Consider the following 14,011-nt stretch of genomic DNA (forward strand, 5'->3'; position numbering starts at 1 on the left):
GACGGTTTGTGCTGTTGTTTTGAGACGAAAACGCTACCGCCGATTTTAGCGAGTCACGATCGTTGCGCCGTGGATTTCACCCCGCGGTAAAGACGATGAAGACCCTGCAAAACCTGTCCGTTCGAACGCTTCTTCTTACCATGCTGGCCGTGATGGCAACGCTCGTCGTCGTTGAAGCCGGACGCGGCGCATTCGCTGCGTGGCAGAAGAAAAGCGTCGCCGAACGCATCCTGACCGAGAACGCGGCCGGCGAACGGCTGTTGCGCAGCGCCAGCGAATGGGCGCGCGAACGCGGCTTCACCAACACCGCCCTATCGTCGACCGCACCGATCGATACGCAGCGACGTAGCGCGATCGACGAGCGGCGCACGCTGGGCGACCAGGATCTGACGGCCGCGCTGGCGGAGATTCGTCGCGGCGTGCAGTTCACCGGTCGCGACGAAGCGATCCGCGCGGTCGAGATGGCCTTCGCTTCGTTGCGCGATCTGCGCAGCCGCGCCGATGCCGATCTGGCAAAGCCACGCGAACAGCGCGATGCCAAGCTGCGCGCCGAATGGGTGCCGGGCATCACGGCGCTGATCGAAGCAAGCCAACAATTGCGCCTGCGCGCCGAATCGCAACCGTCTTCGGCAGAGTCGCGCCTGGGCCGTATGCAGGGGCTGAAGCACGCCGCCTGGGTGATGTCGGAATTTATGGGCCGCGAACGCGCGGTGGTCGGGGCGATCATCTCGTCGGGACAGCCGATGACGCCGGCGCAACTCGAGGTCTTGTCCAAGCATCGCGGCCGCGTCGAATCGGCATGGGACATGTTGCAGACGACCTTGGCGCGCGATTCCCTGTCGCCGCGCGTGGTGCAGGCGATCGATCGCGTGCGCACAATCACCTTCGGCAAATTCCAGGACGTCCGCCTCGGCGTATATGCCGGCACCGGCACCTATCCGGTGACGGATCAGGAATGGGTGCGCCAATCGACTGAAGCGATCGACATGGTGCTGCAGCTCGGCACCGCGATCGGCGACGCCAGCACGGCGCTGGCAACCAGCAGTGCGGCCGACGAACATCTGCAGTTCCTGTTCGATTTCGCGCTGCTGCTGGTCGCGACGATCGCGGCCGGCTTCGCCTTCCGCACTACGCTGGTGCGCATCATTCGCCCCTTGGCCGACATGACTGGCGCGATGCGCAAATTGGCGGGCGGCGATTTGCAGATCACCGTGCCGGCACTGGAACGCGCTGACGAGATCGGCGCCATGGCGCAGGCGGTCGAAGTCTTCAAAGGCAATGCAATCGAACGCGACCGGTTGGAAGTCGCACGCATCGAACGGGAATCGCACGAGAAGCGCCGCCGCTCCTCGATCGACAATTCGGTGCAGAGCTTCGAAGGCTCGGTGCGCGAACTGGTCGACGCGTTGGTGCGTGCGTCGGGTGATCTCAACCGTACCGCAACCACCATGTCGTCGACCGCCGACCAGACCAGCATGCAATCGGGCATGGTCGTCGCCGCTGCCGACCTGGCGTCGAGCAACGTGCAGACCGCGGCTGCGGCAACTGAAGAAATGGCCGCATCGATCGCGGAGATCAGCCGGCAGGTGGCGCAGTCGACCGTGGTTGCAGAAACCGTCGCCAACGACGCGCGCCGCAGCGAAGAGACCGTGCAGCATCTCGCCACCGGCGCGCAGCGTATCGGCGACGTGGTGCAGTTGATCACCACCATTGCGGGCCAGACCAACCTGCTGGCGTTGAACGCGACGATCGAAGCGGCTCGCGCGGGCGAGATGGGCAAAGGCTTTGCCGTCGTCGCGGGCGAGGTGAAAGCGCTGGCAACGCAGACCGCCAAAGCGACCGAGGAAATCGGCGCGCAGATTACGCAGATTCAAGATCTGGTCGAAGCCGCCAACAGCGCCATCCGCACGGTCGGAAGTTCGGTCGGCGAAATGAATTCGATCTCGACCGCGGTTGCGGCTGCGATCGAAGAACAAGGTGCGGCGACGCGGGAGATCGCACGCAGTACGCAAGAAGCTGCACGCGGCGCCGCCGAAGTCACCACCAATATCGGTGGCGTCAGCGAGGGCGCGCGCCTGACCGGCAGCGCGTCGAACGACGTGCTGACTGCAGCCAACGACCTGTCGAGCAAGGCCGAAAGCCTGCAGCGCGAAGTCGATCGCTTCCTGCGCGAGATCCGCGCCGCGTAAGCCTCTTACGCGGTCTCTTTAAACAACTCGCGGCCGATCAACATGCGGCGGATTTCGCTGGTGCCGGCGCCGATCTCGTAGAGCTTGGCGTCGCGCAGATAGCGGCCGGCTGGGAAGTCGTTGATGTAGCCGTTGCCGCCCAGGATCTGAATCGCGTCCAGCGCGACCTGGGTGGCTTTCTCGGCGCTGTACAGAATGCAGCCAGCCGCGTCCTTGCGCGTGACTTCGCCACGATCGCACGCCGCAGCAACCGCATAGACATAGGCGCGTGACGCATTCAGCGTCGTGTACATGTCGGCAAGCTTGGCTTGGATCAACTGGAACTCGCCAATCGGCTGGCCGAACTGCTTGCGGTCATGCACGTATGGCACGACCAGTTCGAGACAGGCCTGCATGATGCCGAGCGGTCCGCCCGCTAGCACGACGCGTTCGTAGTCGAGACCGCTCATCAGAACTTTGACGCCGTCGCCGACTTTGCCGAGCACGTTCTCGGCCGGCACGAAACAATCTTCGAACACCAACTCGCACGTGTTCGATCCGCGCATGCCCAGCTTGTCGAGCTTGGGGCTCGACGAAAAACCTTTGAAGTTGCGCTCGATCAGGAACGCGGTGATGCCGCGCGGGCCGGCATTGAGATCGGTCTTGGCGTAGACGACCAGCACGTCGGCGTTGGGACCGTTGGTGATCCACATCTTGGTGCCGTTCAGCACATAGCCGTCATTGCCGCGCGTTTCGGCCTTGATGCGCATCGACACGACGTCCGAGCCCGAATTGGCTTCGGACATAGCGAGCGCGCCGACATTTTCGCCGCTCATCAGCTTGGGCAGATACTTCTTCTTCTGCGCGTCGTTGCCGTTGCGGTGGATCTGGTTGACGCACAGGTTCGAATGCGCGCCGTAGGACAGGCCGACCGAGGCCGAGGCGCGGCTGATTTCTTCCAGCGCGATGACATGGGCGAGATAGCCCAGGCCCGTACCGCCCAACTCTTCTGCGACGGTCATGCCGAGCAAGCCCAGCTCGCCCAGCTTCACCCACAGGTCGGCGGGGAATTCATTGTCGCGATCGATGTCGGCGGCGCGCGGTGCGATTTCCGCATCAGCGAAGCGGCGGATTTCACGGCGGAGCGATTCCAGGTCTTCACCGAGACCGAAATTCAGGGTCGGGATGTGCATGGGGGCGGACGCTAGGCGCCCAGAGCGCGCTCGTCCACGCTGCAAAAACGCAAGAAAGAAAGTTTCACGTCAGCGCCTCGCACACGCATGGACACGCTCTGGTCATGGCCACATCGGTGACTGTCGTTCTTCGCAACGAAGCTTTATTGACAGGCCTTCCGCCGGTGGGCTTTGTCGGGCCGTGCGACTCGAGACCCGCGTTAATTCCCGCTCGGATGCGTTCCAGGCCAACCGCGCTGCCATGCAGGCGCTGGTCGACGAACTGCGTTCGGATTCGGCCCGCATTGCCGCCGGTGGCGGCGAGACGGCCTTGGAACGCCACCGCGCGCGCGGACGGCTGACTGCGCGCGAGCGTATTCAGCGCCTGATCGATCCCGGCACGGCGTTTCTCGAACTCTCTGCCTTCGCTGCACACGGCATGTATGGCGGTGACGTTCCGGCGGCCGGGATCATCACCGGCATTGGCCGCATCGAAGGCACCGAATGCGTCGTGGTGGCCAACGACCCGACCGTCAAAGCCGGCACCTATCATCCGTTGACGGTGAAGAAACATCTGCGCGCGCAGGAAATCGCGCTGCAGAACCGGCTTCCCTGCATCTATCTGGTCGAATCCGGCGGCGCCTTCCTGCCTTTGCAGGACGAGGTCTTTCCCGACCGCGATCATTTCGGCCGCATCTTCTACAACCAGGCGACCTTGTCGGCCGAGCGCATTCCGCAGATCGCGGTCGTGCATGGCAGCTGCACCGCGGGCGGCGCGTATGTGCCGGCGATGGCCGACGAGAGCATCATCGTCAAAGGCCAAGGCACGATCTTTCTCGGTGGGCCGCCGCTGGTGAAAGCGGCGACCGGCGAAATCGTGACCGCAGAAGAATTGGGCGGCGCCGACGTGCATTGCCGCAAGTCGGGCGTCACCGATCACTATGCCGAAGACGACGCGCACGCGCTGGCGATTGCGCGCCGCATCGTTGCGACCCTGAACCGTCGCAAACTGCCCGTGGTCGCACTGCGCGAGCCAAAGGCGCCGCTGTACGACGCAAACGAATTGTACGGCATCATCTCGGCCGATCGGCACGTGCCGTACGACGTGCATGAAGTGATCGCGCGCCTGGTCGACGGCAGCGAGTTCGACGAGTTCAAACGCCTCTATGGCGGTTCGCTTGTGTGCGGCTTCGCGCATCTGCACGGCATGCCGATCGGCATCATCGCCAACAATCCGGCGGTGCAAGGCGGCATTCTGTTCAGCGAAAGCGCGGTCAAAGGCGCGCATTTCATCGAGCTGTGCACGCAGCGCGGCGTGCCGCTGCTGTTCCTGCAGAACATCACCGGATTCATGGTGGGCAAGGCCTACGAGGCCGGCGGCATCGCCAAAGACGGCGCCAAGCTGGTGACCGCCGTGTCGTGCGCGAAAGTGCCGAAACTGACCTTGGTCATCGGCGGTTCGTTCGGCGCCGGCAATTACGGCATGTGCGGCCGCGCCTTCAGCCCGCGCTTTTTGTGGACCTGGCCCAATGCGCGCATCTCGGTGATGGGCGGCGAACAGGCGGCGCGCGTGTTGATGACCATCCGTCGCGACGCGATCGAAGCCAAAGGCGGCAAATTCACCGACGAAGAAGCGGAAAGCTTCATGGCGCCGATCCGCAACCAGTACGAGACGCAGGGCCATCCCTATTACGCGTCGGCGCGACTGTGGGATGACGGCATCATCGATCCCGCCGATACGCGCCGCGTGCTGGCGCTGGGTCTGTCGGCTGCGCTCAACGCACCTATCGAGCCCACGCCGTTCGGCGTGTTCCGTATGTGATGCGAAGCATGCGTCGCATGGTTCGCATCATCCCCGCGCAAGCGGGGATCCAGGAAACACAATGAGTTTTCGACGGGACATGATCCGCTTCGGCGTCTTCTTTGCGGCGCTGGTCGTGATCTATGGCGGCATGACGGTCGCCGGCTACGAAGACACGAACAAATTCACCTACGCGATGTTCGGCAGCCTGGCGGTGACGTTCGTGGTCGTCGAGCTGCTGATCCGCCCACGGGGCCCGAAATGATTCAGTACGACATCGACGCGCGCGGCGTTGCGACGATCGCGATCAACCGCCCCGACGTTGCCAACGCGATCAACGAAGAGACGATCGCGGCCCTGACCGAGGCATTCGAAAAAGCCGCAGCCGATAGCGCGGTGCGCGTTGTCGTGCTGACCGGTCGCGGCAAGGCGTTTTCGGCCGGCGCCGACCTCGCCTGGATGAAACGCGCTTCGACGATGAGCCACGAAGAGAACGTGGCCGATGCGTTGAATCTGGCGGCGCTGCTTCAGGCGATCGACACCTGCCCCAAGCCGACCGTGGCGTTGGTCAACGGCGCTGCATTCGGCGGCGCGGTTGGATTGACCGCTGCGTGCGACGTCGCCATCGCCGCCGACAATGCCGCGTTCCGCTTGTCGGAAGTGCGGCTGGGCCTGGTGCCCGGAATCATCAGCCCCTACGTCGTTGCCGCGATCGGCGCCAAACAGGCGCGCCGCCTGTCCGTCACCGCGTCGTTGTTCGACGCACACGAGGCGTTGCGCATCGGTCTGGTCGCGAGCGTCGTACCGTTGGACGAGTTGGGCGCGGCCGGCGCCAAGCTGGTCGCCGCCATTCTGGAAAACGCGCCGCAGGCGATGACCATGGCGAAGACCTTGATCGGCGTCGTCGCCAACGAACCGATCGACGAAGCCTTGGCGCAGTTGACGGCCGAGTTCATCGCCGCCGCGCGCGCCAGTGACGAAGGCCGCGAAGGCGTCGCCGCCTTTCTCGAAAAACGACTGCCAAATTGGCGGACCCCGCGCGCAGGCGCGAAAGAGAACAACTAGAATGTTGAAGACGCTGCTCATCGCCAATCGCGGCGAAATCGCGGTTCGCATCGCGCGCACGGCGCGCAAGCTCGGCGTGCGCACAGTTGCGGTCTATAGCGACGCCGATCGTCACGCCGCCCACGTCGTCGCGTGCGACGAAGCCGTGCGCATCGGTCCGCCCGCGGCACGCGACTCGTATCTGAAAGTCGACGCGATCCTCGAGGCGGCGCGCGCGACTGGCGCCGACGCGATTCATCCCGGCTACGGGTTTCTCAGCGAACGCGCTGACTTTGCCGAAGCATGCGAAACGTCCGGCATTATTTTTGTCGGCCCGCCCGCCAGCGCCATTCGCGCCATGGGGTCGAAGAGCGAAGCCAAAACCCTGATGCAGGCGGCCAACGTGCCGCTGGTGCCGGGCTATCACGGTGCCGCGCAGGATCTCGAAACGCTGCGCAAAGCGTCGGCCAAAATCGGCTATCCGGTGCTGCTCAAAGCGGCGATGGGCGGCGGCGGCAAAGGCATCCGCATCGTCGAGCGTGAAGAAGATCTGGCCCAGTCGATCGAGCTGGTGACGCGCGAAGCGATTGCCGCGTTTGGCGACGGCACCTTGCTAGTCGAAAAATACGTGACGCGCCCGCGCCACGTCGAAGTGCAGGTCTTCGCCGACAAGCATGGAAACTTCGTCCATCTGTTCGAACGCGACTGCACCTTGCAGCGCCGTCATCAGAAGGTGATCGAAGAAGCACCGGCACCCAACCTGTCGGCCGACGCGCGCAAGACGTTGCATGCGAGCGCCATCGCAGCCGCCAAGGCGATCGGCTATGTCGGCGCCGGCACGGTCGAGTTCCTGCTGGGGGCCGATGGCGCTGTGTACTTCATGGAAATGAATACGCGCCTGCAGGTCGAACATCCGGTGACCGAATACGTCACCGGTTTTGATCTGGTCGAATGGCAGTTGCGTGTCGCATCGGGCGAGACGCTGCCGCGGACGCAAGACCAGATTCACGCGCAAGGCCACGCGGTCGAAGCACGTCTCTACGCCGAAGATCCGTCGCGCGACTTCATGCCGTCGACCGGCAAGCTGACGCGCCTGTCGATGCCCGACGATATCCGTATCGATTCCGGTGTGCGGGAAGGCGACACGATCACGTCCTATTACGACCCGATGATCGCCAAGCTGATCGCGGGTGCGGCCACGCGTGAAGAAGCGTTTGCCAAACTTGCCAACGCGCTCGACGAAACCGCGGTCGATGGCGTCCGCACCAACGCAGCGTTCCTCGCCGCTTTGGCGCGCGATCCCGCGGTCGCTGCGATGCAGATCGACACGAGCTGGATCGAACGTCGCGAAAGCAGCGCCGCCGTCGCTGCCGATCCGTCGCTCGCTGCGCTGGCCGCGTTGTACACGCGCAGCACGCGGCCGACCGGCAACGATCCGTGGGATGTGACCGACGGGTTCCGCGTCAATCTGCCGGCCGAAGACGTGATCGCCTTGGATATCGACGGCACAACGCGCCGCTTCGGCGTCACACGCGACGCCCAGTCGCTGCGCATCGACGGGCATCTGGTGAACCTGATCGACCTGTCGAACGGCGCCATCGCAGCCGAAATTGACGGTCGCTTGCGCCGCGCAACCGTGTCGCTGCGCGATGGCGGCATCGCGCTGTTTGCCAACGGCGCCAGCCTGGTCGCAACCGTGCCCGATCCGTTGGTGACGGTGCAGGCCGGCGGTGCCAGCGGTGATCTGAAAGCGCCGATGCCGGGCACCGTGGTCGCGATCGAGGTCGAGGCCGGTGCGAAAGTGACGGCGGGCACCACGCTTCTCATTCTGGAAGCGATGAAAGTGCATCTGCCGATTCACGCGCCGACCGACGGCACGGTCGGCGAGTTGTTCGTTGCGCTTGGTGACCAGGTGATGGAAGGCGCGCCGTTGGCGCATATCGATCCGGCGTAAGGTCAGCGCTTACTTGCATCTTGCTGCTTGCGCGGCATCGCGCGGGCTGCTCGTCTTGGCGAACGATGCTCTATCTGATCGCCTTCTTCCTGCCGCCGCTGGCTGTGCTGTTTGCGGGCAAGCCGTTTCAGTCGATCGTCAGCTTCGTGCTGTGGGTCTTCGCCTGGGTCGGGCTGATTTTCTTCGTCGTGCCCGGCGTGATCCTGTGGCTGCTGCTGGTCGTGCACGCGTTCAAGTTGATCAGCGACAACAAAGCCGACCGCCGCGCCCGTGAAATCGCCGACGCGGTACGTCACGCACGCTAGGCGGTCACCAGATCCAGTAGACGCAGCAACGCCACGGCGTCGGCCGGCGCGCGCACCTTTGCGTCATTGTCGAAATAGACGAACACGTCGCGGCCGTCCTTGCTCGCACGTCGCACCCAGCGCGCCCATTCGCGCAGCTGCTTGTCGTCGTATCCGCTGACATAGGTCTCTTCGCCGCCATGGAGCCGCGCATAAGCGAAGTCGGCCGTGTCGGCGTGATAGCGCGCCCAGCGCGATGAATCAGCGGCAACCATCGCGATATTATGCCTGCGCAACAGCTCCAGCGACGCCGGCTCGATGAAACTGTCGTGGCGCGGCTCCAGCGCGTGCCGCAATGGCCGGTTCTCGTCGATCTTCAGATATGCCCGCCCCGCCATCCGCGGCTCGTGACGCCGGGCAAGCGTGCGCGCCTGCGCTGTGTCGCGCGGCAGCAGCGCGAAGAACGCGGCCATACGGCCCGCGTCGAACTTGAAGGTGGCAGGCAGCTGCCACAATACAGGCCCCAGCTTGTCGTTCAGCGCGAGAATTCCGGAGGCAAAGAAATTGGCCAGCGCAGCTTCGACGCCGACCAGCTTCTTCATGTGGGTGAGAAAGCGCGGTCCCTTTACTGCGAACAGGAAATCGTCGGGCGTTTCGTCACGCCAGCGTTCGAAACTGGACGGTCGCTGGAGCGAATAGAAAGTGCCGTTGATCTCGATTGAATTCACCTGCGAAGCGGCGTAGGCCAGCTCGCGCTTTTGCGGCAGCTTGGGCGGATAGAACACGCCGCGCCATCCGGCATAGGTCCAGCCTGACAATCCGATGCGAACGGTCATGGAAGAACAAGCGCCGCGCGCGTGGCACTTGTTCCGCGCCGTCAGACATCGTCGCCGAAGATCGCCTCGACCTTCTTGCCGAACAGTTTGGCGATGGTGAGCGCGAGCGGCAGCGACGGGTCGTAGCGCTCGCTTTCAATCGCGTGGATCGTCTGGCGCGACACGCCCAACTGTTCCGCCAATTCGATTTGGGTCCAGCCGCGCGCATTGCGCAGCTCGCGTACGCGGTTCTTCATCGACGGCGCGCCGCTGCGAGATTCTGCAACACCTCGACGACGCTGCAGAGCAGCCAGGCGATGCTGGCCGCGACCCAGACCGACGACATCGACAGGCGCGGCCAACCTGCGTGCTCGAGCATGGCGTAACCGATTGACCACACCATCGTGAGACCACCGGTCGCGGCCAGATTGGCGAGCAACTTGCGCTGGCCATATTCGTCGGTGCGGCGGATCGCACGCAGGATTGCGGCGCCGATTACGAGCACACCGATCATCGGCAGCAGCGCGACCGCGTCGCGTGTCAGCCCGTCCGGCAAAGCCGCGACATAGGCTTTGGCGATGCGCGAAAAGACGAAGCAAAGCAGAACGCCGAACGCCACCTCGGCGAAATACCGAAGCCCGTTGCGGCGCGTCGTTGGCGTTTCCCAGCCACTGAACATCGTCACCTCCTGTGTAAAGGTACCTTTACCTCCCACAGGGCCGGCAGCGTGTCAAGCGACCTTTACATCAGCCTTTTACATCAGCGCGGGCTGGCCCCAGCAATCCACGTGGTGACGCGAAACAGTCCGGTTAATGTCGTGATCCACAATGTGCGCCGGTCGGCGCCGTCCCAGGCGAGGTCGGTCGCGGCTTCTGGAAGCGGCAACATCCCGATCCAGGATCCGTCCGGGTTGAGCACGATGATGCCGCGCGCGGCTGCGCAATAAATGTGGCCCTCGCTGTCGGTCGCGAGCGCGCGTATGCCGCGCCCGTTCGATGCGCTTAGATCGGCCAACAGGCGCGGCGCGGCAGCGAGGTCGTCGGCCGACGCGACAAGCACCCGACCTTCTTCGTAATCCGACAAATAAAGCAGCCGTTCATCGGGCGACAAAGCGAGGCCCAACACACCGCGCGGCACGCCTTCGCGCCGAACCGGGCGGTCGACTTGGTCGTTGGCCGGTGTCGGGTGGCGCCAACGAAATGCGTAAGACGCGCCGTCGCGCGGCGGCGCATGCGACTGTTCGAGATACGCAGCGGGATCGGTCCAGAAAACACGGTTGTCGCGTGCGATCACCAGGCGTGTCGGGCCGCCGCGCGTGTCGGCAATCGTCTTGCCGTTGGTTGCCGGCGTCGGCAGCGCGTCCAGCACGATGTCCGTATCGCTGCCGCGCCGGGTCAGGCGCTGCGACAGGCGCGACGCTTCCCACAAGTGCCCGTCGCCGTCGCGCGCGCGCCCGTTTGCGACTTGCGCGACACGCTGCACCAACACGCTGCCGTCGGGCGCGATCCGGATCTGCTGCCAAAAATTCGTGTCGCTGAAGACGACTGCGCCGCGCTCGACGAACAGACCTTCCGCCGTGTGCGCGACGCCTTGCAGGCGCATCTCAGGCGGTGCTGCGAAAATCTGGGCCAGCTCGGCCGGAACCGTCGGCGCCGGCGCCGGTGGTGCGGGCGCGAGCAGGAACAGCGCGATCAGCGCGCGCAGCATCAGATCTTCAGGCTGCGCAATGTTTCCGTCGTCGCGATCGCGTCGGTGCGCTGGCGTGACTTGGCCTGGTACTGCGCCAACGCAGCCACGGTGCCGGGGCCGATGCGGCCGTCGAATTCACCGACCAGGTTGCGCGCGGCCAAGGCCTGCTGCAGCGACGCGACGTCGTTGCCGCTTGATCCGGCGCGCAGCCGCAACGTGTCGCCGGTCCAGCTTTGCTGCGCCGCCAGCCGCACTTCGCGCGCGGTCACCAGCATGTAGTCGAGCGCCAACCCGTCCTGCGCCGGATTGTGCGGCCAGTTGAGGCCGGCTGCATCGCGCAGCTTGGCATAGTCGTGCAACGGCTCGCCGCTGGTCGCGTCGTACCAGCCGCGCACAGTCTGGCAACCGGCGCTGCTGAAATCGGTCTGGTCGGTGGAGCGGCCCGACGCGTGGATATTGTCGTAGGGCCGGGTCAGCGCGATCGGCGAGCTGGCTTCATAGCTGAGAGCGTGCAGCGCACGCCGCACGGCAATTCTGCTTTCCATCCGGAACGCGCCGAATTGCGGCGCGCGGCTGTCGATGCCGTGCGTGCCGACTTCGTGGCGGTAGAGGCCGGTCGGAAGCTGGTTGGCGATCCCGTCGCCCGCGCCCCAGATGAATTGTTCGCGCACGAAGAGGTGGTTCGGCACGGTCGAGCCGGTGAACAGCGCCAGGCGATCGCGCATCCGGTCCCAAATTCCCAGCACGCAATTGAAGCGGCGGTGATCGACGCGGCGCTCGGACAAGGAGACTCCGGCAGGATCGGGCGGGCCGTCCAGAATCGTGGCGCCGCGAATCCCGACCAGCACCAAAGGTGTCTGGAGTTCAAACCGGTTCCAGCGCGCCAAGGCGGTCAGTGCGTCGGGCGTGACCCGGAACGGCGTCATGTCGAACGGGGCCGGGACATGCGCGTAGTCGGGCGAGCGCGGATCGGGCGACGGGCCGACCGGTCCCAACGGGTCGATCACGGGCGCCGACTTGGGTTGCGCCACCAGTTCGACGAGGCGCTGGCCCGCATCGGGCGCTTCGCCGTTATCGACGCCGTCTTCCGGCTTGCCGTCCTGCTTTTTCATCGCATCAGGCTGCGTCCAACAAAGCCGCGCGGCAAGCCATCCGCGTTAAGAATTGCCCGGCCTGCGCTGTTGAACAGGTCGTGAAGGTGCTGCGCAGTTAAAAGAAAGTTCACGCTCATACCGCTAGGTCGCAGCGATACTCTTCCGAGGAGCAACGCAACGTGATCGCCCTTATCGGGGTCGCCGTCATTCTGGTCACCGTGTTCGGCGCGTACATCGCGTCCGGTGGCAAGATGTCGATCATCATCCACGCCCTGCCGTTCGAAATGACGATGATTATGGGTGCCGGCATCGGCGCCTTCCTCATCTCGAACCCGATGCATGTCACCAAAGGCGCGCTGAAGGACCTCAAGGTCGCGCTGAAAGGCTCGCATTGGACCAAGCAGGACTTTCAGGACCTGCTGTGCCTGATGTTCGCTCTGATCAAGCTGATGCGCCAGAAAGGCGCCATCGCAGTCGAGCCGCACGTGGACGCGCCGGACAAGTCCGAGATCTTCAAGCGCTATCCGCACATCCTCGACGATCACTTCGTCTTGCCGTTCATCGCCGACACGATGCGCATGATGACCATGAACGTGAACGACCCGCACCAGGTCGAAGACGCGATGGAAAAGCAGCTCAAAAAGCACCACGCCGAAATTCTGGCTCCGGCCAACGCGCTGCAGACCCTGGCCGACGGTACGCCGGCGCTGGGTATCGTCGCGGCGGTGCTGGGCGTCATTAAGACCATGGCCTCGATCGATCAGCCGCCGCCCGTTCTGGGTCTGCTGATCGGCGGCGCGCTAGTCGGTACCTTCCTCGGCGTGTTCCTCGCCTATGGTCTGATCGGTCCGTTCGCGGCGCGCATCAAACAGGCGCATCAACAGGACGGCCAATTCTACGCGGTGGTGCGCGACGCGCTGGTCGCGTTCCTGCACGGCCACAGCCCGCAAGTCTCGGTCGAAGTCGCACGCGGCAACGTCCCGAGCCATTTCCAACCGTCGTTCCAGGAACTGGAAGCGGCGCTGGGCCAAGTTCCGGCGGGAAGCTGATTCGTTATGGCTGAAAAAGGTGCCGGCGCCTCGATCATCATCAAGAAGCATGGTGATGATCACGAACACGGCCATCACGGCGGTGCGTGGAAAGTCGCCTATGCCGACTTCGTGACCGCGATGATGGCGTTCTTTCTGCTGCTATGGCTGCTGAACGCCACGTCGGAAGAGCAGAAGAAGGGCATCGCCGATTATTTCGACCCGAACGTCAGCGCGTCGTCGTCGCGCAGCGGTTCGGGCGGCGTGTTGGGCGGCACGACCCTGGCGCCCAAAGGCGCGATGACGTCGGACTCGTCGAACTTCGAACTCAAGCGCAACGAGCGCCTGGCACCGGTCGAAGAAGCCGACACAGTCAGCCAAGAAACCAAGATCGAGACCGAAGCCAAGGCAGCCGCCGAACAGGCACGCAAGGAAGAAGAAGAGCGCTTCAAGTCGGTCGAAAAGGCGCTCAAGGAAACGCTCGAGAAACAACCCGAGCTGAAAAACCTGGCGCAGAATCTGTTGATCGACAGCACCGCCGAAGGGCTGCGCATTCAGCTGATCGACCAGCAGAACTATTCGATGTTCGAACGCGGCTCGGCCTATATGACGCCCGAAGCACGCCGTCTGGTCGCGCAGATCGTGCAAGTCGTGAACCAGCTCAACAACAAGCTTTCAATCCGCGGTCATACCGACTCGCGCCCGTTCGTCAGCCGCGCCGGCTACGACAACTGGAACCTGTCGAGCGACCGCGCGCTCGACACGCGCCTGGCCTTGCTTGAAGGCGGGTTGGATCCGCGCCGGATCTCGAACGTCACCGGTCTTGCCGACGGCGAACCGCTGGTTCCGGATCCGCTCGACGCGCGCAACCGCCGTATGTCGATCATCCTGCTGCGCGAAGCCAAAGGCGTGCCCGGCAAATAGCAAGCGCCGGCTTGCACACCGCCCGCAAACGCGCTCGG

The 14,011-nt window shown here is 64.3% G+C and carries 14 protein-coding genes; 8 read left to right on the top strand and 6 right to left on the bottom strand.

Annotated features, from left to right (window positions below; translation table 11 throughout):
• Positions 1-152 precede the first annotated feature (152 nt).
• On the top strand, positions 153-2,189 hold the full coding sequence (locus TMPK1_RS13700; protein ID WP_420243579.1) for a methyl-accepting chemotaxis protein: 2,037 nt from the start codon (positions 153-155) through the stop codon (positions 2,187-2,189).
• A 5-nt stretch (positions 2,190-2,194) separates the two neighbouring features.
• Here TMPK1_RS13700 and TMPK1_RS13705 read toward each other — a convergent pair whose 3' ends face one another.
• Complete coding sequence (locus TMPK1_RS13705) at positions 2,195-3,361, bottom strand: isovaleryl-CoA dehydrogenase (protein ID WP_420243580.1); 1,167 nt, start codon at positions 3,359-3,361, stop codon at positions 2,195-2,197.
• 241 nt (positions 3,362-3,602) lie between these two features.
• Here TMPK1_RS13705 and TMPK1_RS13710 point away from each other — a divergent pair, with 241 nt between their 5' ends.
• From TMPK1_RS13710 to TMPK1_RS13730, 5 genes are all read left to right on the top strand, one after another.
• Complete coding sequence (locus tag TMPK1_RS13710; protein ID WP_420245667.1) at positions 3,603-5,162, top strand: carboxyl transferase domain-containing protein; 1,560 nt, start codon at positions 3,603-3,605, stop codon at positions 5,160-5,162.
• 61 nt (positions 5,163-5,223) lie between these two features.
• Positions 5,224-5,406 (top strand): hypothetical protein, encoded by a 183-nt coding sequence (locus TMPK1_RS13715; protein ID WP_420243581.1) that lies wholly within the window; start codon positions 5,224-5,226, stop codon positions 5,404-5,406.
• The gene (locus TMPK1_RS13720; protein ID WP_420243582.1) at positions 5,403-6,206 is read left to right on the top strand and encodes an enoyl-CoA hydratase-related protein; all 804 of its coding nucleotides are present in this window, start codon (positions 5,403-5,405) and stop codon (positions 6,204-6,206) included. Before TMPK1_RS13715 ends, TMPK1_RS13720 begins: the two co-directional genes overlap by 4 nt.
• Before the next feature lies 1 nt (position 6,207).
• Positions 6,208-8,139, top strand: a complete 1,932-nt coding sequence (locus TMPK1_RS13725; protein WP_420243583.1) for an acetyl-CoA carboxylase biotin carboxylase subunit — start codon at positions 6,208-6,210, stop codon at positions 8,137-8,139.
• Between the two features lie 65 nt (positions 8,140-8,204).
• A complete protein-coding gene (locus tag TMPK1_RS13730) occupies positions 8,205-8,444 on the top strand; it encodes a hypothetical protein (protein ID WP_420243584.1) in 240 nt (79 codons plus the stop codon).
• On the opposite strand, the gene TMPK1_RS13735 is transcribed toward TMPK1_RS13730, so the two are convergent.
• The 5 genes from TMPK1_RS13735 to TMPK1_RS13755 form a co-directional block, all read right to left on the bottom strand.
• The gene (locus TMPK1_RS13735) at positions 8,441-9,259 is read right to left on the bottom strand and encodes a DUF72 domain-containing protein (RefSeq protein ID WP_420243585.1); all 819 of its coding nucleotides are present in this window, start codon (positions 9,257-9,259) and stop codon (positions 8,441-8,443) included. The two genes, TMPK1_RS13730 and TMPK1_RS13735, sit on opposite strands and share 4 nt — an antisense overlap.
• 41 nt (positions 9,260-9,300) lie before the next feature.
• Positions 9,301-9,495, bottom strand: a complete 195-nt coding sequence (locus tag TMPK1_RS13740) for a helix-turn-helix transcriptional regulator (RefSeq protein ID WP_420243586.1) — start codon at positions 9,493-9,495, stop codon at positions 9,301-9,303.
• Positions 9,492-9,917 carry a hypothetical protein gene (locus TMPK1_RS13745; protein WP_420243587.1) on the bottom strand — a complete coding sequence of 142 codons (426 nt, stop codon included), beginning with the start codon at positions 9,915-9,917 and terminating at the stop codon, positions 9,492-9,494. Before TMPK1_RS13745 ends, TMPK1_RS13740 begins: the two co-directional genes overlap by 4 nt.
• 80 nt (positions 9,918-9,997) lie before the next feature.
• A complete protein-coding gene (locus tag TMPK1_RS13750; protein ID WP_420243588.1) occupies positions 9,998-10,945 on the bottom strand; it encodes an SMP-30/gluconolactonase/LRE family protein in 948 nt (315 codons plus the stop codon).
• The gene (locus TMPK1_RS13755; RefSeq protein ID WP_420243589.1) at positions 10,945-12,039 is read right to left on the bottom strand and encodes a peptidoglycan-binding domain-containing protein; all 1,095 of its coding nucleotides are present in this window, start codon (positions 12,037-12,039) and stop codon (positions 10,945-10,947) included. Before TMPK1_RS13755 ends, TMPK1_RS13750 begins: the two co-directional genes overlap by 1 nt.
• Before the next feature lie 161 nt (positions 12,040-12,200).
• On the opposite strand from TMPK1_RS13755, the gene motA reads away from it, so the two are divergent.
• Together motA and TMPK1_RS13765 are read left to right on the top strand one after the other, a co-directional pair.
• Positions 12,201-13,070 carry a flagellar motor stator protein MotA gene (gene motA, locus TMPK1_RS13760; protein ID WP_420243590.1) on the top strand — a complete coding sequence of 290 codons (870 nt, stop codon included), beginning with the start codon at positions 12,201-12,203 and terminating at the stop codon, positions 13,068-13,070.
• 6 nt (positions 13,071-13,076) lie between these two features.
• Positions 13,077-13,973 (top strand): flagellar motor protein MotB, encoded by an 897-nt coding sequence (locus TMPK1_RS13765; protein WP_420243591.1) that lies wholly within the window; start codon positions 13,077-13,079, stop codon positions 13,971-13,973.
• The last annotated feature ends 38 nt before the right edge of the window (positions 13,974-14,011 follow it).

Source organism: Roseiterribacter gracilis (assembly GCA_018332375.1).
In the GTDB taxonomy this organism is placed as follows: Bacteria; Pseudomonadota; Alphaproteobacteria; order BOG-932; family Roseiterribacteraceae; genus Roseiterribacter; species Roseiterribacter gracilis.